The organism is Paraburkholderia phytofirmans PsJN, from assembly GCF_000020125.1.
Taxonomy (GTDB): Bacteria; Pseudomonadota; Gammaproteobacteria; order Burkholderiales; family Burkholderiaceae; genus Paraburkholderia; species Paraburkholderia phytofirmans.
In genome coordinates this window covers 19,918-41,734 of sequence record NC_010681.1, presented here as the reverse complement: position 1 = coordinate 41,734, position 21,817 = coordinate 19,918, and the positions used below count along the sequence as shown (strand labels likewise).

Genomic DNA, 21,817 nt, shown 5'->3' with positions numbered 1-21,817 from the left:
GTAATGTGATGCGGCCGGCCACAAGCGAAGCGCTCGTGACCGGCCTCGCCCTCTATCAGGCGTCGTCCATCATGCGGACTTTGACTTTCTTGCCCTTCACCTTGCCGGCGCTGAGCTTGCGCAGCGCCTCACGCGCGATGCTGCGTTCAACAGCCACATAGGTCGACATTTCCGTCACGTTGATCTTGCCGATCTGCGAGCCGGCGAAACCGGCCTCGCCGGTCAGCGCGCCGAGCACGTCGCCCGGACGGATCTTTTCCTTGCGGCCGCCGAGAATCTGCAGCGTTTCCATGGGCGGCAGCAGCCGCTCATTGCTCGCCGCGGTGAGTTCGGACAGCTTGTGCCATTCCACCTCGCGCTTTTGCGCCTGCTCGAGACTGCCGACGCGGCCCATCTCGTTCATGCTCGCCAGGCTCAGCGCCCAGCCTTCCTGATCGGCGCGGCCCGTACGGCCAATGCGGTGCACATGCACTTCCGGATCCGGCGTCACGTCGACGTTGATCACCGCTTCGAGCTGCGCGATGTCGAGACCACGCGCGGCGACGTCGGTGGCGACCAGCACCGAGCAACTGCGATTGGCGAACTGGATCAGCACCTGGTCGCGTTCACGCTGGTCGAGTTCGCCGTGCAACGCGAGCGCATGAAAACCCTGCGCGCGCAGCACGTCGAGCAGATCGCGGCATTGCTGCTTGGTGTTGCAGAACGCCAGCGTGCTCACCGGACGATAGTGATTCAGCAGCAGACCGACGGCATGCAGCCGTCCGTCTTCGGTTACTTCATAGAACCGCTGACGAATCTTGGTGTTGTCATGCCGTTCGGCGAGCTTCACTTCCTTCGGATTACGCAGGAATTGCTGGCTTAGTTTGACGATGCCCTCGGGATACGTCGCCGAAAACAGCAGCGTTTGGCGCTCTTTCGGGCATTGCTTCACGACGGTGGCGATATCGTCGAAGAAACCCATGTCGAGCATGCGGTCCGCTTCGTCGAGCACCAGCGTGTTGAGCGACTGCAGCGGCAGGCTGCCGCGCTCAAGGTGATCCATGATGCGGCCCGGCGTGCCGACCACGATGTGCGCGCCGTGTTCGAGGCTGGCCGTTTGCGGACGCATCGGCGTGCCGCCGCACAGCGTCAGCACCTTGATGTTTTCTTCGGCACGCGCGAGGCGGCGGATTTCCTGCGTGACCTGATCGGCGAGTTCGCGCGTGGGGCACAGCACCATCGCCTGCACGGCGAAGTTGCGTGCGTCGAGACGCGCCAGCAGTGCCAGCGAAAACGCCGCGGTCTTGCCGCTGCCGGTTTTTGCCTGGGCGATCAGATCGTGGCCGGCGAGCGCGATCGGCAGACTTGCGGCCTGAATCGGCGTCATCTCGACGTAGCCGAGCTGCGTCAGGTTGGCGAGCGTCGCGGGCGGCAGCGGTAGCTGGCTAAACGGCGCGCCGGCGGTGGTGGGACTGTTCATAGGGTGATGACTCGCAAAGCGGATAGGCGGCTAGGGACAACGATTATTCGGCCATCGGGCCGGTGTCGGGACGGCCTTCGATCTGCTCGTACAGCACCGAGCCATCGTCCCCGTCGAAACGCTCGACGTAATTGCGCGCGCCGCACATCGGGCAACGGAACAGGAGGCCCTGCCCTTCGTTCTTGATGACGACGTCCGATTGCTCCCACTGCGCCTGGCAGGACTGGTTTCTACAGGTAAACACGTTTGATTCTCCAACTGGATTCGATTGCTTGTCCGGCGAGCCGTACGGGCGGCCCTCCGTGAATGGAACGGTTGCTGCCAAGGTGGCGACGGCTAACCACGTCGACCCGGCACGTCAACCCAGATGCGTATGCCGTGCCCGCGGCGCGCTCACATCCATCTCGGTGAGGCCCTGCACGATGCCGCAGTCTTCCACGGCCTGTTCGCCGTGGCACTGCTCGCGCAAGGTGGTCAATTGCACTTTCAGCTGCTTCAGTTCGTCGATGCGCATGTCGACGTGCGCAATGTGCTCGTCGATCAAGGCATTGATGCCGCCGCAGCCGTCCGCCGGCGCGTCGGTCAGACGCAGCAGCGCACGGATTTCGTCGTGGGTCATGTCGAGCGCGCGGCAATTACGGATGAAACGCAGCCGTTCGACATGCTTCGCCGTGTAACTGCGGTAATTGGCCTCGGTGCGCTCCGCTTCGGGCAACAAGCCTTCTTTTTCGTAGAAACGGATGGTTTCGGTCGTGCAATGGGCGATTTTCGCCAATTCGCCGATTTTCATGGACCCTCCGGATGGCGGCCTTGACCTTGTAGTGGCTTCAGGGTGTTTACTAGACCACAAATCGAACCAGGAAGCCACCATGCCTCAAGCCGACCACGCCGACGCCGATCGCCTCGAACAGGCGAAAGTCCCTGTGGACGGGCACGAAGCGGACACGCATGCCCACGACGGCGCGACCTGCGGTCATCGCCACCATGCGCACGATCACGACCACGCTCACGTCAGCCACAGCCACGCGCCCGCCCACAGTCATGCCGATGCGGCGTGTTGCGGGACAGGCGCGGCAACAGCGGCAGCCGTAGCCGCGCCGGCCCCACTGCCGCCATCCGAAGCCATCGGCAGCAACATGCGCACCGCCATCCGCATCATGCAGATGGATTGCCCGACCGAAGAAGCGCTGATCCGCAAGAAATTCAGCCGCATGCCACACGTACGCAGCATGGAATTCAACCTGATGCAGCGCGTCCTGACGGTCGTCCACGCGCCCGAGGCGCTCGACTCGATCCTCGCCGCGCTGCGTTCGCTCGACTTCACGCCCGAACTCGCCGATGCCGGGCCGAACGCCGCGTCCGGGGCCTCGGCCGCGCCGCGCGCGCCGAGCAAGCCGTGGTGGCCGCTGGCGCTCGCCGGCATGGCTGCGGCAGGCTCAGAGGCCGCTGGCTGGCTCGGCGCACCCGTTTGGCTGCCTGCGGGTCTGGCGATCCTCGCCATCCTCTCCTGCGGCCTTACGACGTACAAGAAGGGCTGGCTCGCCATCCGCAACGGCAACCTGAACATCAACGCGCTGATGAGCATTGCCGTGACCGGCGCGCTGCTTCTGCGCCAATGGCCGGAAGCCGCGATGGTCATGGTGCTCTTCACCATCGCCGAACTGATCGAGGCGAAATCGCTCGACCGCGCCCGCAACGCGATCCAGGGTTTGATGCAACTCACGCCTGAACAAGCGAGCGTGCAGCAACTCGACGGCAGTTGGCGATTGGTGGACCTCAAGGCCATTGCGCTCGGCGCGGTGGTTCGCGTGAAGCCGGGCGAGCGGATCGCGCTGGACGGCGAAATCGTCGCGGGCCGCTCGAGCGTGGATCAGGCGCCGATCACCGGCGAAAGCCTGCCGGTCGACAAAGCCGTGGGTGACGCGGTGTTCGCCGGCACGATCAATCAGACCGGCTCGTTCGACTATCGCGTCACCGCCGCGGCCAGCAATACGACACTCGCACGCATCATCCACGCAGTTGAAGAAGCGCAAGGCACCAAGGCGCCGACGCAGCGTTTCGTCGACCAGTTCGCCCGCGTGTATACGCCGATCGTGTTCGCCGTCGCGCTTGCCGTGGCCATTGTGCCGCCGCTGCTGTTCGACGGATCGTGGCAGGCGTGGGTCTACAAGGCGCTGGTCATGTTGGTGATCGCGTGCCCGTGCGCGCTCGTGATCTCGACGCCGGTGACCATCGTCAGCGGTCTCGCTGCGGCGGCCCGCAAAGGCATTCTGATCAAAGGCGGCGCCTATCTCGAGCAAGGCCGCAAGCTAACGCGGCTGGCGCTCGACAAAACCGGCACGCTCACTCACGGCAAGCCCGTGCAGACCGAGTTCGAAATACTCGCTGAGATCGACGCCCTGCGTTGCCGCACGCTTGCGGCGAGTCTTTCGGGGCGCTCCGATCATCCTGTCTCGATGGCGATTGCGACGGCGGCGAAGGCCGATGGCCTGAAGCACATCACTGTCGCGGCCTTCGAGGCAATCGCGGGACGCGGCGTGCGCGGCGAGATAGACGGCGTGCCGTACTGGCTCGGCAACCATCGGCTGATCGAAGAACTGGGACGCTGCTCCGCGTCGCTCGAAGCGCGGCTGGATGCGCTCGAAAGTCAAGGCAAGACCGTCGTGATGCTGGTGGACGCCGAACGCGTGCTCGCGCTGTTCGCGGTCGCCGATACGGTGAAGGAAACCAGCCGCGCAGCCATCGCCGAGTTGCAGCGGCTCGGCGTGAGCACGGCCATGCTCACCGGCGACAACCCGCACACCGCCGCCGCGATCGCGCAACAGGTCGGTATCGACGAAGCGCGCGGCAATCAGCTGCCGGAAGACAAACTAAACGCAGTCGCGCAGTGGTCGGACGACGGCGCGACGGTCGGCATGGTCGGCGACGGCATCAACGACGCGCCCGCGCTCGCCCGCGCCGACATCGGTTTCGCGATGGGCGCGATGGGCACCGACACGGCGATCGAAACCGCCGACGTCGCGCTGATGGACGACGACCTGCGCAAGATCCCGTCGTTCATTCGTCTGTCGAAGGCGACGCATGCGGTGCTGGTGCAGAACATCACGCTCGCGCTCGGCATCAAGAGCGTCTTCCTCGTGCTGACCGTAATCGGTCTGGGCACGATGTGGATGGCCGTGTTCGCCGACGTGGGCGCGAGTCTGCTAGTGGTGGCAAACGGGTTGCGGCTGTTGCGCAAATGAGCGCGCGCCCGCAGGTAGCGACTGCGCGACGCGCGCCTTCAAGTCAATGCGCGAATGAGCGCTCATCCGCAATCGGATGGTGATGCGAACCAATCGCGGCCTTCAACGTATCCGAGGGCCGCATGCCGAAGAGCTTCCGGTAATCGGTTGCGAACTGGCTCAGGTGCCAGAAACCCCACGCCGCCGCCACGTCTTGCACCGAGCGTGATTCGCGCGACGCATTCGAAAGATCGCGCCGCGCGCCATTCAGACGGATTGCGCGCAGATACGTGGCGGGCGCTATGCCGAGCACGTCCTGAAAGCAGTACTGCAGCGTACGCCGGCTCACGTGCAGCTGCTCGCACAACTCCGGCACGCTCACGGCCCGCTCGCGATTGATCAGCACATAGTCACGCGCTTCCGACACGATCGACTGACGACGTGGCCGCGCCGGCATCGCGACCGGCTCCGACGCCGGCAACGCGCCGACGTCGAAGAGCGAAGCCAGCACCGACGCCTGCAGATTGTTGCGCGCGACCGAAGAGAGCGGCGTGCCGCGCGCCGCGCCATCGTCGAGCAATTGACGCAGCGTGGCGCACAACTGCTGCTTGCGAGCCATGCCGATCGGCACGACTTGCGTGTTCGGCACATGATCCGTCAGACCGACGCGCTCCACTTCCGCCGCGTAACGGCGCAGCACTTCGCCTTTGACGACCACACCAAAAATCTCGTAACCCGCCGAAGTCAGCAGTTCGAATTCGATGCCGCCTGGACGAAACGCGAGCGCATCGCCGGCAATTACCTGAGCGTCGATGCGTCCCGAACCCGCGGGGCAAGTCGGGACACCGAACCAGTACGCGTCCTTTTGCACCTCGCAGGTTTGCCGCAGCGTGTGGCTGGTCGTTTCGACGAACACCTGCATGTGATCGAGGCACAGCTCCGTCAGGCCGCCGACAAAACATCCTGCCGTCAACTGGTCGTAGGTCTGGCTCCACCCATGAAGATTGCGCGCCTGTTCGTCGGCGTCGTGCGCAACGCAGGTCTGCACACGGAAGCTCGGCTGCGGCGTGAGCGTTGGACTGGACAGGCTGTCGCTGAGAGTGTCGATCGTCATACCGGATCTGCCCAAATGGAATATCGAGGAGGATCGAACGCAAAAAGAAGGCAATTCCCATGCCGAACGAAACCCATGCCTGCTCGCGCCTTTGTATCGCCAGACTTCCAAGCCAGTGTTCATTGGATGAACAGCCCTGCACACTCTGCTCAGAAACGAAACGCTCACCTTGCGCCGGTTGAACAGCGCGACACCACATACCGTGCGCGAGCGCCTGCTACGTGTGCACGGATCACCTGCGCGGTGCATTGGCACACTTCTGGCTCTGGCTTCTCGCGGCCAATCGATATATCGAGCCGAATATAGCCCATTCAAACATGTGAGGAGCACACAGATGAATCACGCAGAGATGCAATTTCTGACCACCGAATTCCCGTACAAGAAGCAGTATGCGAATTTTATCGGCGGCGAATGGGTAAAGCCTGTAGGCGGCGAGTACTTCGACAACGTGTCGCCGATCACCGGTGAAGCTTTCACGTCGATCCCACGTTCGCGCGAAGCCGACGTCGAACTCGCGCTCGATGCGGCGCACCGTGCGAAAGCCGCGTGGGGAAAAACCTCCGCCGGCGACCGGTCGAATATTCTGATGCGCATTGCCGACCGGATGGAAGCGAACCTGCAACGTCTCGCCGTGGCCGAGACGATCGACAACGGCAAGCCGCTACGCGAAACCATGGCCGCCGACATTCCGCTCGCGATCGATCACTTCCGCTACTTCGCCGGCGCCGTGCGTGCGCAGGAAGGCTCGATCTCCGAGATCGATCACGATACCGTCGCCTATCACTTTCATGAACCGCTCGGCGTGGTCGGCCAGATCATTCCGTGGAATTTCCCGATCCTGATGGCCGTATGGAAGCTCGCGCCCGCACTCGCTGCCGGCAACTGCGTGGTGCTCAAGCCGGCCGAGCAAACGCCCGCTTCGATTCTCGTCCTCGTCGAACTGATTCAGGACCTGTTGCCCGCGGGCGTGCTGAACGTGGTGAACGGCTTCGGTCTCGAAGCCGGCAAGCCGCTCGCTTCCAGCAAGCGCATCGCCAAGATCGCGTTTACCGGCGAGACCACGACCGGCCGTCTGATCATGCAGTACGCGAGCCAGAACATCATTCCGGTGACGCTCGAGCTCGGCGGCAAGAGCCCGAATATTTTCTTCGACGACGTGATGAACGCCGACGACAGCTATTTCGACAAAGCGCTCGAAGGCTTCGCGATGTTCGCGCTGAATCAGGGCGAAGTGTGCACGTGTCCGTCGCGCGTATTGATCGATGAAAAGATCTACGACCGCTTCATGGAACGTGCGCTCAAGCGCGTCGCGGCGATCACGCAAGGCCATCCGCTCGACACCAGGACGATGATCGGCGCGCAGGCCTCGCAAGAGCAGCTGGAAAAGATCCTCTCGTATGTCGACCTCGGCAAACAGGAAGGCGCCGAATGCCTGATCGGCGGTGAACGCAATGCGCTCGACGGTGAATTGAGCAAAGGCTATTACGTGAAGCCGACTGTGTTCCGCGGCCACAACAAGATGCGCATCTTCCAGGAAGAAATCTTCGGGCCGGTGGTGTCGGTCACGACGTTCAAGACCGAAGAAGAAGCGCTCGAGGTCGCCAACGATACGCTTTACGGTCTCGGCGCCGGCGTATGGACGCGCGACGGTACGCGCGCCTATCGCTTCGGCCGGCAGATTCAGGCAGGCCGCGTGTGGACCAACTGCTATCACGCCTATCCGGCGCATGCGGCATTCGGTGGCTACAAGCAATCAGGCATCGGACGGGAGAATCACAAGATGATGCTCGACCACTATCAGCAGACCAAGAATCTGCTGGTCAGCTATAGCGACAAGCCGCTCGGTTTCTTCTAAGCGTCGCGTTCCTGTTCGAGCGGGCCGCATTGCGCGGCTCGCTCTTTTTCTGCGAGGACATGTGATGGCTGATGAGAAGGAAGTTGCCCGCGTGATCGCAACGCCTGCCGCTGTCGAGTTGATCGACAAGTTGCGCGCGGAGCATGGTGCGGTGCTGTTCCATCAATCCGGCGGATGCTGCGACGGCAGCGCACCGATGATGTTCCCCCAAGGTGAGTTCATGGTCGGCTCGTCCGATGTCAAACTCGGCACGATTGCGGGTGTGCCGTTTTACATGAGCGAGTCGCAATTCGAATACTTGCAGCACACGCAGTTGATCATCGACGCGGTGCCGGGAAATGGCGGAATGTTTTCTCTGGAGCGGCCCAGCGGTTTACGGTTCTTGACGCGCTCCCGTCTTTTCGAGGACGAAGAGAATGCGTGGCTGGAAACGCATCCGGTGGAACGCGCCGATGCTTGAGCGTTTTATGGTGCGCTTGAGTTTGAATCATCGCTGACGGCGGGTGCCGCTGGTGTCTCTGCCAGCAGCGCATCGCTGTCGTCTTTCAGGCCGACACCGGTCAGACCCAAGCGCCTTGCATGCGTCAACAGATAGTGCAGCTTGTGTGCGGCCAACGGATAGTCGAGTCCCTCCGGACGCACATTCGAAATGCAGTTGCGTTGCGCGTCGCTACAGCCGACTTTCGGCGCGTACGTCAGATAAATTCCGAGGCTATCCGGCGAACTCAAACCCGGCCGCTCACCGATCAGCATCACCACCAACTTTGCATTGAGCAACTCGCCGATCTCGTCACCCAACGCGACGCGCGCCTGACGCGCAACCACGACCGGGCCGATCTTCCAATCCGCGAGTCGCGGAACGACGGCTTGCAGCAAGGGAATCGATTGCTTCGATGCGGCGAACGCCGAAAGACCGTCGCCGATCACGAAGACCACTTCAGGCGAATCGTTCGGCACCGCTGCCAGCGTCACTCGACTTTCTTCCGATAAACGCCGCCCGAGATCGGGACGCCGCAAATAATGCTCGCGATCCGGCGCGGCGCTATGCACGTCGAGCGTTTTGAAGTTTTGCGCGCGCAATTGCTCGTGCAGCACCTCGGTATCGAGCGGATGATGCACAGCGTCGCGCGCCTGCGCGTGCGACAGGTTGAACGCGAGCAGCGGCGCGGTCGGCAAACTATTGCCCGCGCGGCCCAGCGCGATGCGCGCGTTGGTGAACTGCCGCAGCGCGTTCCATGGATTCTTTTCGAGGAAGTCGCTCATGCAATGCCCATCCAGTCGCGCGCGCCTTCCAGCAACGGTTGTTGCGTCGATGCACTCAGCAACGCGCCGCGCGCGTCGGTGATTTGCATCGACTCCAGCCATTCTTCGAATTCCGGCGCGCGGCGCAAGCCGAGTACGTCGCGCACGTAAAGCGCGTCGTGGAACGACGTGCTCTGGTAGTTGAGCATGACGTCGTCCGCGCCTGGAATGCCCATGATGAAGTTAATGCCCGCTACGCCGAGCAGCGTGAGCAGATTGTCCATGTCGTCCTGATCCGCTTCCGCATGGTTCGTATAGCAAATGTCGCAACCCATCGGCACGCCGAGCAGTTTGCCGCAGAAGTGATCTTCGAGGCCGGCGCGCGTGATCTGTTTACCGTCGTAGAGATATTCCGGGCCGATAAAGCCGACCACCGTGTTGACCAGGAATGGATTGAACCTGCGTGCGACTGCATAGGCGCGTACTTCGCAAGTCTGTTGATCCACGCCGAAATGTGCATCCGCCGACAACGCGCTGCCCTGACCCGTTTCGAAGTACATCAGGTTATTGCCGACCGTACCGCGCTTCAAGGAGAGTCCCGCTTCATACGCTTCCTGCAGTAGCGCGAGCGAAATGCCGAAGCCCGCGTTCGCTTTCTCTGTGCCCGCAATCGATTGAAACACCAGATCGACCGGCGCGCCTTTTTCGATTGCGGCAATCGTGTTGGTGACGTGAGTCAGCACGCACGATTGCGTCGGCACCTGATAACGTTGGCGGAAGTCGTCGATCATCAGCAACAGCTTGGTGATCGCGGCGAGATTGTCGCTGGCGGGGTTGATGCCGATCATCGCGTCGCCGCAGCCGTACATCAGGCCGTCGAGCATCGATGCGGCAATGCCTTTGACGTCGTCGGTCGGGTGATTGGGTTGCAGACGCACCGACATGTGCCCCGGTAAACCGACCGTGTTGCGAAAGCGCGTAATCACCGGACGTTTACGCGCCGCCGCGATCAGATCCTGATTGCGCATCAGCTTGGATACGGCCGCGACCATCTCCGGCGTCAGGCCCGCGGAGATACGCGTGAGCGCATCGGCATCCGTCGTGCTGCTCAGCAGCCAGTTGCGAAAATCACCGACCGTGAGGTGAGAGATCTCGGCGAATGCCTGCGGCGAATGATCGTCGATCACGAGACGCGTGACTTCGTCGCTTTCGTAGGGAATCAGCGCCTCGTTGAGGAAAGTGCGTAGCGGCACTTGCGCCAGCGCCATCTTGGCCGCGACACGTTCTTCCTCGCTCGCCGCCGCCACGCCCGCGAGCTGGTCGCCGGAACGCTGCGGGCTGGCCTTCGCCAGCAGGGTTTTCAGATCGGCAAAGCGATACGTGCGGGTGCCGATCGTCTCGGTGTAGCTCATCTTTACGACTCCATCGCCGCTGCTTGCGCAGCGGCTCGATCCGTCATTCCTCGAGCAAGGCGTCCGCCGGCGCGGCTTCGCGCTGATGGCGCGTCATCAGGAAGTAGACGTAGCCCAGCGCGAGAAAGATTGCGAACACGATTGCCACCAGAAAATTGAAGTAGACCATCGTCGCCAGACAGATGACCGCGGCCACCAGCGCGAACGCCGGAAAGACCGGAAACAGTGGCGCGCGGAACGGGCGCTCCATATTCGGTTCGGTGCGGCGCAGCTTGAACAGCGACAACATGCTGATGATATACATCACGATAGCGCCAAATACCGACATCGTCACGATGTTCGCTGTCAGCGTCTGGCCGCCGAACTGGATCAGTTCGTCGCTGTAGATCGCGGCGATGCCGACCACGCCGCCCGCAATGATCGCGCGATGCGGCGTCTTGAAGCGCGGATGCACTTTCGAGAGCCATTCCGGCAGATAGCCCGCGCGAGCCAGCGCGAAAATTTGCCGCGAATAGCCGAGGATGATGCCGTGAAACGACGCGACGAGCCCGAACAGCCCGAGCCACACCAGCATATGCATCCAGCCGCTATGTTCGCCGACGATGTATTTCATCGCCTGCGGCAGCGGATCGTTGATGTTGGACAGCTTGGTCCAGTCGCCTGCCGCGCCGGCAAACACCATCACGCCGATGGCAAGCACCACGAGCGTCAGAATGCCGGCGACATAGGCGATCGGAATCGAGCGTTTCGGGTTCTTGGCTTCTTCGGCGGCCATCGCCACGCCTTCGATCGCGAGGAAAAACCAGATGGCGAATGGAATCGCCGCGAACATGCCGTGAAACGAACCCATGCTGAAGTTGTCGGCGCCGGCCCAGCCGCCCTTGGTGAAGTTCGACCACTGAAAGCCGGGCGATACGACGCCCATGAACACCAGCAATTCGAAGATCGCAAGCAGCGTCACGCACAGCTCGAACGCCGCGGCGATCTGCACGCCGACGATATTCAGCGCCATGAAGATGAGGTATGCGCCCATCGCCGCGTGTTTCGGTTCGAGACCGGGAAACTGCACGTGCAGGTACGCGCCGATCGCAAGCGCGATGGCCGGCGGCGCAAACACGAACTCAACCAGCGTCGCCGCGCCGGCCAGATAACCGCCGGTCGGACCGAAGGCGTGGCGAGCGTAGGCGAACGGACCGCCCGCGTGCGGAATAGATGTGGTGAGCTCGGTGAAACTGAAGATGAACGTCGTATACATCGCGGCAATGAAAATCGCGGTGATGACGAAGCCGAGCGTGCCGGCGCTCGCCCAGCCGTAGCTCCAGCCGAAATATTCGCCGGAAATGACGAGGCCGACCGCGATGCCCCACAGTTGCCACGTGCCGAGCGTCTGCTTCAACTCGTGATGCGTGACTTTGCCGACGTGCTGATTGGTGGACTCTGATTTCATCGGACGCTCCCTGATGGTGCCGGCAGCCCGACGCCGCAAGGCTTTGCGGTGCACGGGCGGACAGGCTTCAGCCGATGGTAGTGAGCCATTATTCGAGGTGTTATCGAAATTCGGCAAAGTTCTGGGCGGTGCCGTGTCAGTGCATGCTTAATTGCGCATTGCGCTCACCGGCCTTTCAAGTGAAGTTCGCAGGATTTGGTAAATGGGGACGTGGTACTTTCGTCGCATCCGTTTGACAATATTTGTGCTCATTTTGTACTCGTTTTTTATTCACCCAGCCATGAATGAATCAGGTAATCGGGCTCGCTACGAAACCCGGCTCGGCCGAGTGCTCGACCATATTTACGATCATCTCGATGAGCCGCTGGATATCGATCGTTTAGCGGAAATCGCCTGTCTGTCGCCGTACCACTGGCACCGGATTTATCAGGCGATGTATGGCGAGACGGTGGCCACTACCGTCCGACGTTTACGGCTGCATCGCGCGGCGGGCTATCTGGCGAACGGTTCGATGCCGATTGTGGAAATCGCCGAGCGCTCCGGCTACAGCAGTCTGCAATCTTTTTCTCGAACCTTTCGTGCGGTGTTCGGCGTGCCGCCGGCGCAGTATCGCAAGCAAGGCACCCATAGCCGGTTCCGGCCGGCGCTATCAGGAGACGATCAAATGACGATGCGTGAAGTGGTGATTCGTCACGTGGAGCCGATAGAAGTTTTGTCGGTCGATCACGTTGGGCCGTATATGCAGATCGGTAAGGCGTTCGACGCGTTGTTCGGCTGGCTCGCGAAACACAATTTACTTGCAGGGCAGATGCGCATGGTCGGCGTTTACTACGACGATCCTGGTGTTGTCGCGGAGAGTGAGTTGCGGTCCAAGGCTGGTGTGTTGTTGCCGCATCCGGTTCAGGCATCCGTGACGGTGAGTCCGCCGGTTTCGGTGGCGCATGTGAAGGGCGGTGAGTACGCGGTGTTGAGGCATCGCGGACCTTATAGCGACATGCGTGCCGCGTATGAGTGGCTGTACGGAACGTGGCTCGTGCAGTCCGGGCGAGAAGCGGCCGATGCGCCGGTGTTCGAAGAGTATTTGAATAGCCCGAAGGATACGGCGCCAGCGGATCTCGTCACGGAGATTTGTTTACCGCTTGCTTGAGCGTATACCTGCCCGGCGCTGCTCTGCTCTGCTCTGCTCTGCTCGCTTGTGCAGCGTGCCGCGCGGGTGCCTCTCTGGTTTTTATAGTCTTTGTATATGTATACGTAGTAATAGTTAACAAGCCTCGCATCCTGCTGTGGATAACCTGAAACTTCGTATACGGATCAAGGCACTGCGGAATCGATAACCCTGCGGAGCGTGCTCGGACAGGAACACGGAGCCAGGGACAACTTCTGTGCGACTTGGCGAGGTGGCGGCTTTATCAAGGTTTCACCCACAACGTGTCAGGTGGCTTGTACACGAGTTGTCCAGAGGGGGGTGTGGATAACCAGGCGGGCTTGACGTTGCCTAACCGCATCTCGTTGGTTCTGCATGAACATACGCTGTGTCAGTTCTGTTCGTTCTGTTGGACGACGCAACCGTCAGATTGTCGCCGTCCATCTATGGCGAAAAATCCTTTCGTACGGCCAACGCGTTGACAAGCTCGGGGCGGCTCGCTTATCGTCGCCACGCGGGACGGCTGGTCAAGCACGCCTGGATGCTGGCCGCATAGGTTCCGGGCACCACGGGGCTACCCCGTGGATCAACACTACTCCGCAGTTCGTCGCATGAGCCTCAGTTGCGTCTTACGCAAGAGCGCTCACGCAGCACAAGACGCGTTGACTGGCCGCCCCGCCTTCCTTTCGCATGTCGTTATCTTCATTGCAACACGTTACCTACGCGATTGCCGATGCCATGCTGGCGGGCTCGCCTGAGCCCGGCGGAATGGTCGAGCGGATGACGCTCGTGCTGGAGGAAAGCGCCCGCTGGATGGATGGGTTGGCGCGCCACGTAGCGAAGCGATTCGCTGCGCGTTGGGATAGCGTCGGGCGCAAGGAGGTTTCGACGGTCGTGGCCGGGATGCCCGGCTTCGTGTCAGCGTGGCGCAGCGAGCAGCCGCCGAGAGTGGTTCGCGTGCTGACGCGGCCGCCGTTTCAGCGCCCGCCTCCGCCGTGGTTGCATGACGTGGCGTTGCCTCAATTGCCGACGCTCGGCGATCTGGCTGCCTGGCTAGATATCGAGCCGGGAGATTTGGGCTGGTTTGCCGACCGTTGGCGCGTGCCGACGCGTGGCGCGGCGACGCCGCTTCATCACTACGCGTACAAGGCGATCGAAAAGCGCGACGGTCGATGTCGGATCATCGAGATTCCCAAGCCGCGATTGCGGGCTTTGCAACGCAAAGTGTTGTCGGGTTTGCTCGACCGTATTCCGGCGCACGAATCAGTGCATGGTTTTCGACATGGCCGGAATATCGTGACTTTTGCCGCGCCGCATGTGGGGAAAGCGGTGGTGATGCGCTTCGATCTGACCGATTTCTTCGCGTCAGTTCATGCGGGACGCGTTTACTCCGCTTTTTACGCTTTGGGTTACCCACAGGCCGTTGCAAGGGCATTGACTGCGCTGTGTACCAATCGCATCCCGAGCGGCCGCTTGCTCGCGCCGGATGTGCGCGAGCGGATCGATTGGCGGGAGCGGCAGCGCTATCGGAACAGGCATTTGCCGCAGGGCGCGCCGACATCGCCGGCGTTGGCTAACCTGTGCGCTTTTCGGCTCGATCTTCGGCTGGCGGGTCTGGCGCGTTCCGTCGGCGCGACTTACACGCGTTATGCCGATGACCTTGCGTTTTCCGGAGACGAGGAGCTTGCGCGTATGGCTGATCGCTTATGCATTCGAGTCGCGGCGATTGCTCTTGAAGAAGGCTTCGGTGTCAATCTGAGGAAGACGCGCGTGATGCGGCGTAGTGCGCGGCAGCATCTGGCCGGGGTGGTGGTCAACAGCCATGCGAATGTGGCGCGGCCGGAGTTCGATGCGTTGAAGGCCGTGCTGACCAATTGCGTTCGGCATGGGTGGCGGTCGCAGAATCGGGATGATCTTGCGGATTTTCGGGCGCATCTTGCGGGGCGTGTGGCGCATGTTGCGATGGTGAATGCGGTGAGAGGGGCGAGGTTGAGGGCGGTGTTTGAGCGGATTGAGTGGGAGGAAGAAAAACCGTTGGATGCGTGAAGCGGCTATCGATCCTTCGTACCCCGATCAGGACCCCCGTCATTCCAACACCGGCATTGGCGGCCGTCGGTCCTGGCAAAACATCTTCCAGAATTGAGGATCATTCTGCGCATAGAATGCGAAGAATGATCATGGTATTTGCCGCTTCGAGTTGTAGGATGCGAACGACGAACCTGACTGTTTCCGCTCTTCGGCCTTCGCACTATGGATTTCGACTATTCGACGATCGACGCGTTACGCCAGAACCATCCGGCGTGGCGCCTGCTGCGCTCCGACCACGCGCCGCTCGTGGCAAGCTTTCTGCATCGCGTCTTCACCGCGCCCAATGTCCGCGTCATATCACAAGCAGATCTGGCCGAAGCTCTCGAGGACGAACTGTATGCGCTGCGCGAACAGTTCGGTACTGCAGCCTTTCCCAAAGCGGCTTCGGATTACCTAACTGATTGGAGCGCCAACGACAAAGGCTGGCTGCGCAAGTTCTATCGTCAGGATTCGGACGAACCGCATTTCGACCTCACGCCTGCTACAGAAAAGGCGATCGCATGGCTTGCCACATTGACAGTCCGTAGCTTCGTCGGTACAGAATCGCGCTTGCTTACCCTATTTGAATTGCTCAAACAGATGAGCGAAGGCAGTGAGAGCGACCCCAAGGCACGCCTCGCCGAACTGCATAAGCGTCGCGCGGAGATCGACGCAGACATTGCACGCGCAGAAGCAGGTGACATTTCCATTTTGGATGACACGGCGCTCAAAGATCGCTTCCAGCAGTTCACAACGATTGCGCGGGAATTGCTGACCGATTTCCGTGAGGTCGAGCATAACTTTCGTGGTCTCGATCGCCGGGTCCGTGAGCGTATTGCACTGTGGGATGGCGCAAAAGGTGAACTGCTGGAAGAAATCATGGGCGAGCGCGATGCGATTGCCGACTCGGATCAAGGACGCAGCTTCCGCGCGTTCTGGGACTTCCTGATGTCGAGCAGCCGCCAGGAAGAACTCACCGAATTGCTCGACCGCGTGCTGTCGCTCCCGCCCGTCGCGGAACTCAAACCCGACGCACGTACCCGGCGAGTTCATTACGACTGGCTGGAAGCAGGCGAGCATACGCAGCGCACTGTCGCGTTTTTATCGCAGCAATTGCGGCGCTTTCTCGACGATCAGGCATGGCTCGAGAACCGTCGCATCATGGATATTCTGCACGGCGTGGAAGCCAGAGCGCTGGCGCTGCGTGACATGCTCCCGTCCGGCGAATTCATGACTATCGCCGATATCGCAGCCGATATCGAACTGCCGATGGAACGTCCACTCTACGCGCCGAGCCTCAAACCGCGCATTGCCAATATCGCCATAGAAGCCGGCGACGCCGACATCGACGCCGCCGCCTTGTACGCCCAGGTGGTCGTCGACAAAGCCAGACTGGTCTGGCATGTCCGCCATATCCTGCAGGACCGTTCGCAAGTGACGCTGCGGGAGCTTTGCGAAATTCAGCCTCTACAGCAGGGTTTAGCTGAACTCATCGCCTATCTGCAACTTGCCGGTGATACGTTCAGTACGGTAGTGGACGAGCAGGTCAGTGAAACGATCGTCTGGGTCGGACGGAACGACAACGGCGAACAGGAGATCCGACAGGCGAAGCTGTCGCGAGTCATTTTCGTGAGATAAACATGCACGAACAGGAACATGGCACAACGGTCTCGATGCACGATCTATCGAGCCTTTTGATTCCGCTGCTTAAAGGTGTCATCTACCGCGAGGCGGATATGGCGCTTTGGGGCGCGCTGCTCGACTTGCAAGCGCGCGTACGAGATTACGTCACTGTGCTGAATCTCGAGTTAGTGCTCGATGAAGCAGAGGGATATGCGTTCCTGCGCTCACGCCCTGATAACGGCGAAGAAGATTCGCCTGCGTTACCCCGTCTTATCGCGAGGCGCCCGCTGTCGTTTCCTGTCAGCCTGATGCTGGCGTTGCTGCGAAAAAAGCTCGCCGAGTCCGACGCTGGCGGCGCAGAAACACGCCTTATTCTTACACGCGAGCAGATCGTGGAGACCGTCCGTGTGTTTCTACCAGCAGGCAGCAACGAGGCCAAATTAATCGACCAGATCGACGCACATGTGAACAAGATCATCGAACTCGGTTTTTTGCGCAAGCTGAAGCCGACCGCCGGCAAGCGTGAGGAGCAAGCCAGCGCGTTCGAAGTACAGCGGATCCTCAAAGCGTTTGTCGACGCTCAGTGGCTCGCTGATTTCGACGCCCGGCTGGCGGGTTATCAGACGCAACTCGGCACAGCAGCCTCAAGGAACGCGGATGACTGATATGCAATTGCCCGGACTCGATTTCGTCGCCGACGACGCTCTGTCCGGTTTTCGCCTGCATCAACTGGAAGTCTTTAACTGGGGGACTTTCGATCGCCGCGTCTGGACGTTGAATCCCGCTGGTAAGAACGCACTGTTGACGGGCGACATCGGCTCCGGCAAATCGACGCTTGTCGATGCCGTGACGACGCTGCTCGTACCCGCACACCGGATAGCCTATAACAAAGCTGCGGGCGCCGATAGCAAGGAGCGAACGCTTCGCTCGTACGTGCTCGGCCACTACAAGTCAGAACGTAACGAAGCCAGCGGTGCAGCCAAGCCCGTGGCTCTGCGCGATTCCGACAGTTATTCGGTGATTCTTGGGCGCTTCCACAATGCGGGCTATGACCTGACCGTCACGCTGGCCCAGGTGTTCTGGATGAAGGAGCCGCACGGTCAGCCCGCGCGACTGTTCATTGGCGCGGAACGCGCGCTGTCGATCGCGACGGACTTTGCCGCCTTCGGACCGGACATCTCCGGCCTGCGCAAAAAGTTACGAGCGCTCGGCGCGGACGTGTTCGACAGTTTTCCGCCCTACGGTGCATGGTTCCGCCGGCGCTTCGGAATCGAGAATGAGCAGGCGCTCGAGCTATTCCATCAAACGGTATCCATGAAGTCGGTGGGCAATCTGACGGATTTTGTCCGCAGCCACATGCTTGAGCCGTTCGATGTCGCATCGCGCATGACCGCGCTGATCGGTCATTTCGACGACCTGAACCGCGCGCATGGGGCCGTGTTGAAGGCGAAGCGGCAAATGGAAAGTCTGAGTCCGCTCGTCGAAGATTGCGAGCGGCATGCGCAGCTTGTGTCGCAGGTAGAGGATCTGCGAGCCTGCCGTGACGCGATGAAATCGTATGCCGCCGACCTCAAGCTTCGATTGCTCGACCGCCGAATCGACATTCTCGCGGCGGAGTGGGAGCGGCAGGACGCCCACGTCAAGCGGCTTGACGTCAAACGCTCTGCACATCGTGTCGAAGAAGCCGAACTGCGGCGCAACATCGCCGAAAACGGCGGAGACCGGCTGGAGCGGCTGGAAGCGGAGATCCAATCGAAAGATGCGGAATGTACCCGGCGCAGACAGAAAGCACAGCGTTTCGACGATCTCGCGCAGGTGGCCGGCGAACAGACACCTGAGGACGAACAGTCGTTTCTCGCGTTGCGCCGACATCTGACCGAACGTCTCGACGCCGCGCAGTCGGACGAGGCGCGTTTGCAGAACGACTTGACCGAACACGGCGTCAGCTTCCGCGCTGGCCGACAGGAACATGACGCGCTGTCGGCAGAAATCGACAGTCTGAAGAGTCGCCGCAGCAATATCCCTGCGGAACAGATTGCGATGCGCGCGGCGTTGTGCAATGCCCTTGCGCTTCCTGAAGCGGATGTATGCTTCGCTGGCGAACTCCTGCAGGTGCGTGAGGATGAGCGCGATTGGGAGGGTGCAGCTGAACGGCTGCTGCGAAGTTTTGGCCTGTCGCTCCTGGTCTCGGATGAACATTACGCCGCTGTCACCGAATGGGTTGATAAGACTCACCTCAGAGGGCGGCTCGTTTACTTTCGAGTTCGGCAATCCGCCAGACGTGAACGTCCCGAACTGCATCGCGATTCGCTGGCCCGTAAGCTGTCGGTCAAACCTGAATCGCCGTTCTACGAATGGCTGGAATATGAAGTGGCGCAGCGCTTCAACGTCGTCTGCTGCGACACGCAGGAACAGTTCCGCCGCGAGACGCGGGCCATTACACGTGCCGGCCAGATCAAGGCGCCGGGCGAGCGGCACGAGAAAGACGACCGCCATCGGCTGGACGATCGTCGACGTTACGTGCTGGGCTGGACAAATACCGCAAAAATTCAGGCGCTCGAAGCGCAATCAGACCAGTCCGCTTCGCAGTTGCGCGAGTTGGGCACGCTGATCAGTAAAATTCAGTCCGAGCAAATTGAATTAAAGACGCGCTTGAACGCGCTATCGCTGCTCAGCGAACATGCGGAGTACCGCGAGATCGACTGGCGCGGCGTAGCGACCGAGATCGCCGATCTCCGTGATGAGAAGGCTCGTCTGGAATCCGCCTCTGACTTGCTGCATGAACTCACCCAGCGTCTGAATCAGGTCGACGCCGCGCTGGTTGCCGTGGAGGCGGAGCTCGATGAAGACAAGGCCGAGCGCACGCGTATCGAAGAGCGGCAGCGGATAGCCGACGACTTGCATATGCAAGCCCAAGCAGTTCTTGACGATCCCGCCTACTCGACCCATAGGGCTTATTTCGAACGGCTTGCCGATCTGTGGTCCGAAGCGCTCGGCAAGCATCAGTTGACTGTCGAATCCTGTGACAATCGCGAGAGCGACATGCGCAAATGGCTACAGGATAATATCGACGCCGAGGACAAAAAGGTTTCGCGCCAGCGCGAGAAGATCGTGGTGGCCATGCGCGAATACTGCACGGCCTTCCCCCTCGAGACGCAGGAAGTGGATGTGGCCATTGAAGCAGCGCAAGAATATCGGGCGATGCTCGACACGTTGAAAGCCGACGATCTGCCGCGCTTCGAAGCTCGCTTTAAAGATTTGCTCAACGAGAACACCATTCGCGAAGTCGCCAACTTCCAGTCCCAGCTGGCTCGCGAACGCGAGACGATAAGAGAGCGGATCGCGTTGATCAACGAGTCACTCACGCAGATCGACTACAACGCTGGCCGCTATATCGTTCTGGAAGCGCAATTGAGCCAGGACGCGGAGATTCGAGACTTTCAGAGCGATTTGCGTTCGTGCACCGAAGGCACGCTGACAGGCTCGGAAGACGTGCAATATTCCGAAGCCAAGTTTCTTCAAATCAAACAGATCATCGAACGATTTCGTGGACGCGAGGGGCTGACCGAGCAGGATCGTCGCTGGTCAGCGAAAGTCACCGACGTGCGCAACTGGTTCGTATTCGCCGCCAGTGAGCGTTGGCGCGAGGATAACAGCGAGCACGAGCATTATTCAGACTCAGGTGGCAAATCTGGCGGACAGAAAGAAAAGCTCGCCTATACGATCCTGGCCGCGAGCCTCGCCTACCAGTTCGGTCTCGAGTGGGGTGCCGTACGCTCACGCTCTTTCCGATTCGTCGTCATCGACGAAGCATTTGGGCGCGGATCCGACGAGTCCGCGCAGTACGGCTTGCGGCTTTTCGCTCAGCTGAATCTGCAACTGCTGATCGTCACCCCGTTGCAGAAGATTTATATCATCGAGCCATTTGTAGCCAGCGTCGGATTTGTCGACAATCGGGAGGGACGTGAATCGAGGTTGCGCAATCTTTCGATCGAAGAGTATCGCGAGGAAAAAGGCAGGAGCGAAACGTGAGTTGGACGACACCGGCGGATCTGCGCATGCAGGTGAGCAGGATCTGGGAACGAGGTGAACTGCTTGCCGGACTTGCTACAGGCGCCACGCTATTCCCAAAGCGTCTCGTGCTCAAAGGACCCACGTCGGCCGAAATCACAGAGCGCTTCGAGGACATTCGTCGGTGGAGTGGCGGCGTTAGGGCGACGGCACATTGCCGCGTCGAGATGCGTGAGTTTCGGCACAAGGTTTTCGGCACCAATACGTTACCGATTGAAGTCTGGATCGACTCATTCGAGGACGCCGTCGCGCTGATTGGAAAACAACGCGATGCGGCCAGCTTCGCCTTGCTGCTGGATGTGACTCGTGCGCGCGAACCGCGCCTTGTCGCATGGCTTGCGAAACGACCACTCAGGGTGCTTGAGCTGGCGGACGTGTGGGGGCGGCTGCTGGATGTATGCATGTGGTTGGAGCGGCATCCCCGTCCGGGTGTGTATATAAGGCAGATCGACATCGCAAATGTGCATACCAAGTTTATCGAGGCCTATCGCGGTGTCCTGTCGGAATTACTGGATGTCGTGCTTCCCGAGGGAACGGTGGATTTCGAGCGGTCGGGTTTGGGCCAGTTCGCGGCGCGCTATGGGTTTCGGGAAAAGCCATTACGTATTCGATTTCGCGTGCTGGATGCAAAAAAGGCGCTCTTTGATCCCAGCAGCATTGAGCAGGACGTCACGCTGGACGCCGCCAGCTTCGCTCGCCTGGAACTCGACGTTGGCCGTGTTTTTATTACTGAGAACGAGACTAATTTTCTTGCCTTTCCGCCGGTTGACGACAGCATGGTTGTCTTCGGCGCGGGATATGGTTTTGAAATGCTGACGGGCGCCACATGGCTTTTGCATCGGCGGATTCACTACTGGGGCGATATCGATACGCACGGGTTCGCGATTCTCGATCAACTACGCCATCAGTTCGATCACGTGGAATCGTTCTTGATGGATCGGGAAACGTTGCTCGCGTTTAAATCGCAATGGGATCGAGAGGATAAGCAGACCTTGCGGGATTTGCCGAGGTTGAGTCGCGACGAGGGGCAGTTGTATGACGATCTGCGTGATAACCGTTTGCGTGCGAACCTGAGGTTGGAGCAGGAGAAGATTGGTTTTGGGTGGGTTGAGGCGGCGCTTGGGAGGTTGGGGTGAGAGGTGAAGTTCGAGTGACGAGCGCG

Annotated in this window: 16 protein-coding genes; 9 read left to right on the top strand and 7 right to left on the bottom strand. The window is 60.6% G+C overall.

The features are described 5' to 3' along the window. Positions 1-55: 55 nt before the first annotated feature. The 3 genes from dbpA to cadR form a co-directional block, all read right to left on the bottom strand. Positions 56-1,459 carry an ATP-dependent RNA helicase DbpA gene (gene dbpA / locus BPHYT_RS00150; protein ID WP_012431141.1) on the bottom strand — a complete coding sequence of 468 codons (1,404 nt, stop codon included), beginning with the start codon at positions 1,457-1,459 and terminating at the stop codon, positions 56-58. Between the two features lie 43 nt (positions 1,460-1,502). After that, positions 1,503-1,703, bottom strand: a complete 201-nt coding sequence (locus tag BPHYT_RS00145) for a hypothetical protein (protein WP_012431140.1) — start codon at positions 1,701-1,703, stop codon at positions 1,503-1,505. A gap of 114 nt (positions 1,704-1,817) precedes the next feature. Further along, complete coding sequence (cadR, locus tag BPHYT_RS00140; protein WP_012431139.1) at positions 1,818-2,249, bottom strand: Cd(II)/Pb(II)-responsive transcriptional regulator; 432 nt, start codon at positions 2,247-2,249, stop codon at positions 1,818-1,820. A gap of 79 nt (positions 2,250-2,328) precedes the next feature. On the opposite strand from cadR, the gene BPHYT_RS00130 reads away from it, so the two are divergent. After that, positions 2,329-4,701, top strand: coding sequence for a heavy metal translocating P-type ATPase (locus tag BPHYT_RS00130; protein WP_148225054.1), 2,373 nt, complete (start codon positions 2,329-2,331; stop codon positions 4,699-4,701). A 43-nt stretch (positions 4,702-4,744) separates the two neighbouring features. On the opposite strand, the gene BPHYT_RS00125 is transcribed toward BPHYT_RS00130, so the two are convergent. Next, complete coding sequence (locus BPHYT_RS00125) at positions 4,745-5,794, bottom strand: helix-turn-helix domain-containing protein (RefSeq protein WP_012431136.1); 1,050 nt, start codon at positions 5,792-5,794, stop codon at positions 4,745-4,747. Positions 5,795-6,128: 334 nt separating this feature from the next. Here BPHYT_RS00125 and adh point away from each other — a divergent pair, with 334 nt between their 5' ends. Together adh and BPHYT_RS00115 are read left to right on the top strand one after the other, a co-directional pair. Beyond that, complete coding sequence (gene adh, locus BPHYT_RS00120; RefSeq protein WP_012431135.1) at positions 6,129-7,649, top strand: aldehyde dehydrogenase; 1,521 nt, start codon at positions 6,129-6,131, stop codon at positions 7,647-7,649. A 64-nt stretch (positions 7,650-7,713) separates the two neighbouring features. After that, positions 7,714-8,109, top strand: a complete 396-nt coding sequence (locus tag BPHYT_RS00115; RefSeq protein ID WP_012431134.1) for a DUF779 domain-containing protein — start codon at positions 7,714-7,716, stop codon at positions 8,107-8,109. Positions 8,110-8,114: 5 nt separating this feature from the next. Here the strand turns inward: BPHYT_RS00115 and eutC are convergent, their stop codons facing one another. From eutC to eat, 3 genes are read right to left on the bottom strand one after another with little or no spacing between them, the layout of a single operon-like run. Further along, complete coding sequence (eutC, locus tag BPHYT_RS00110) at positions 8,115-8,912, bottom strand: ethanolamine ammonia-lyase subunit EutC (protein ID WP_012431133.1); 798 nt, start codon at positions 8,910-8,912, stop codon at positions 8,115-8,117. Continuing rightward, positions 8,909-10,303, bottom strand: a complete 1,395-nt coding sequence (locus BPHYT_RS00105) for an ethanolamine ammonia-lyase subunit EutB (protein WP_012431132.1) — start codon at positions 10,301-10,303, stop codon at positions 8,909-8,911. Before BPHYT_RS00105 ends, eutC begins: the two co-directional genes overlap by 4 nt. A gap of 43 nt (positions 10,304-10,346) precedes the next feature. Beyond that, positions 10,347-11,750: an ethanolamine permease gene (gene eat, locus BPHYT_RS00100; RefSeq protein WP_012431131.1), complete on the bottom strand. Its 1,404-nt coding sequence runs from the start codon at positions 11,748-11,750 to the stop codon at positions 10,347-10,349. Positions 11,751-12,030: 280 nt separating this feature from the next. Between eat and BPHYT_RS00095 the strand changes: the two genes are divergently transcribed. The 6 genes from BPHYT_RS00095 (at position 12,031) to BPHYT_RS00070 (ending at position 21,791) form a co-directional block, all read left to right on the top strand. Further along, complete coding sequence (locus BPHYT_RS00095; protein WP_041758156.1) at positions 12,031-12,897, top strand: AraC family transcriptional regulator; 867 nt, start codon at positions 12,031-12,033, stop codon at positions 12,895-12,897. Between the two features lie 777 nt (positions 12,898-13,674). Further along, the gene (locus tag BPHYT_RS00090; RefSeq protein ID WP_322786741.1) at positions 13,675-14,940 is read left to right on the top strand and encodes a reverse transcriptase family protein; all 1,266 of its coding nucleotides are present in this window, start codon (positions 13,675-13,677) and stop codon (positions 14,938-14,940) included. Between the two features lie 204 nt (positions 14,941-15,144). Then, a complete protein-coding gene (locus BPHYT_RS00085) occupies positions 15,145-16,599 on the top strand; it encodes a DUF3375 domain-containing protein (RefSeq protein WP_012431128.1) in 1,455 nt (484 codons plus the stop codon). Positions 16,600-16,601: 2 nt separating this feature from the next. Further along, entirely contained in the window at positions 16,602-17,249 is a 648-nt protein-coding gene (locus tag BPHYT_RS00080) for a DUF4194 domain-containing protein (protein ID WP_012431127.1), read from the top strand. Continuing rightward, on the top strand, positions 17,242-20,616 hold the full coding sequence (locus BPHYT_RS00075) for an ATP-binding protein (protein WP_012431126.1): 3,375 nt from the start codon (positions 17,242-17,244) through the stop codon (positions 20,614-20,616). The genes BPHYT_RS00080 and BPHYT_RS00075 overlap by 8 nt, the downstream gene beginning before the upstream one ends. Beyond that, positions 20,613-21,791, top strand: a complete 1,179-nt coding sequence (locus BPHYT_RS00070; protein ID WP_012431125.1) for a Wadjet anti-phage system protein JetD domain-containing protein — start codon at positions 20,613-20,615, stop codon at positions 21,789-21,791. Before BPHYT_RS00075 ends, BPHYT_RS00070 begins: the two co-directional genes overlap by 4 nt. Positions 21,792-21,817 lie beyond the last annotated feature (26 nt).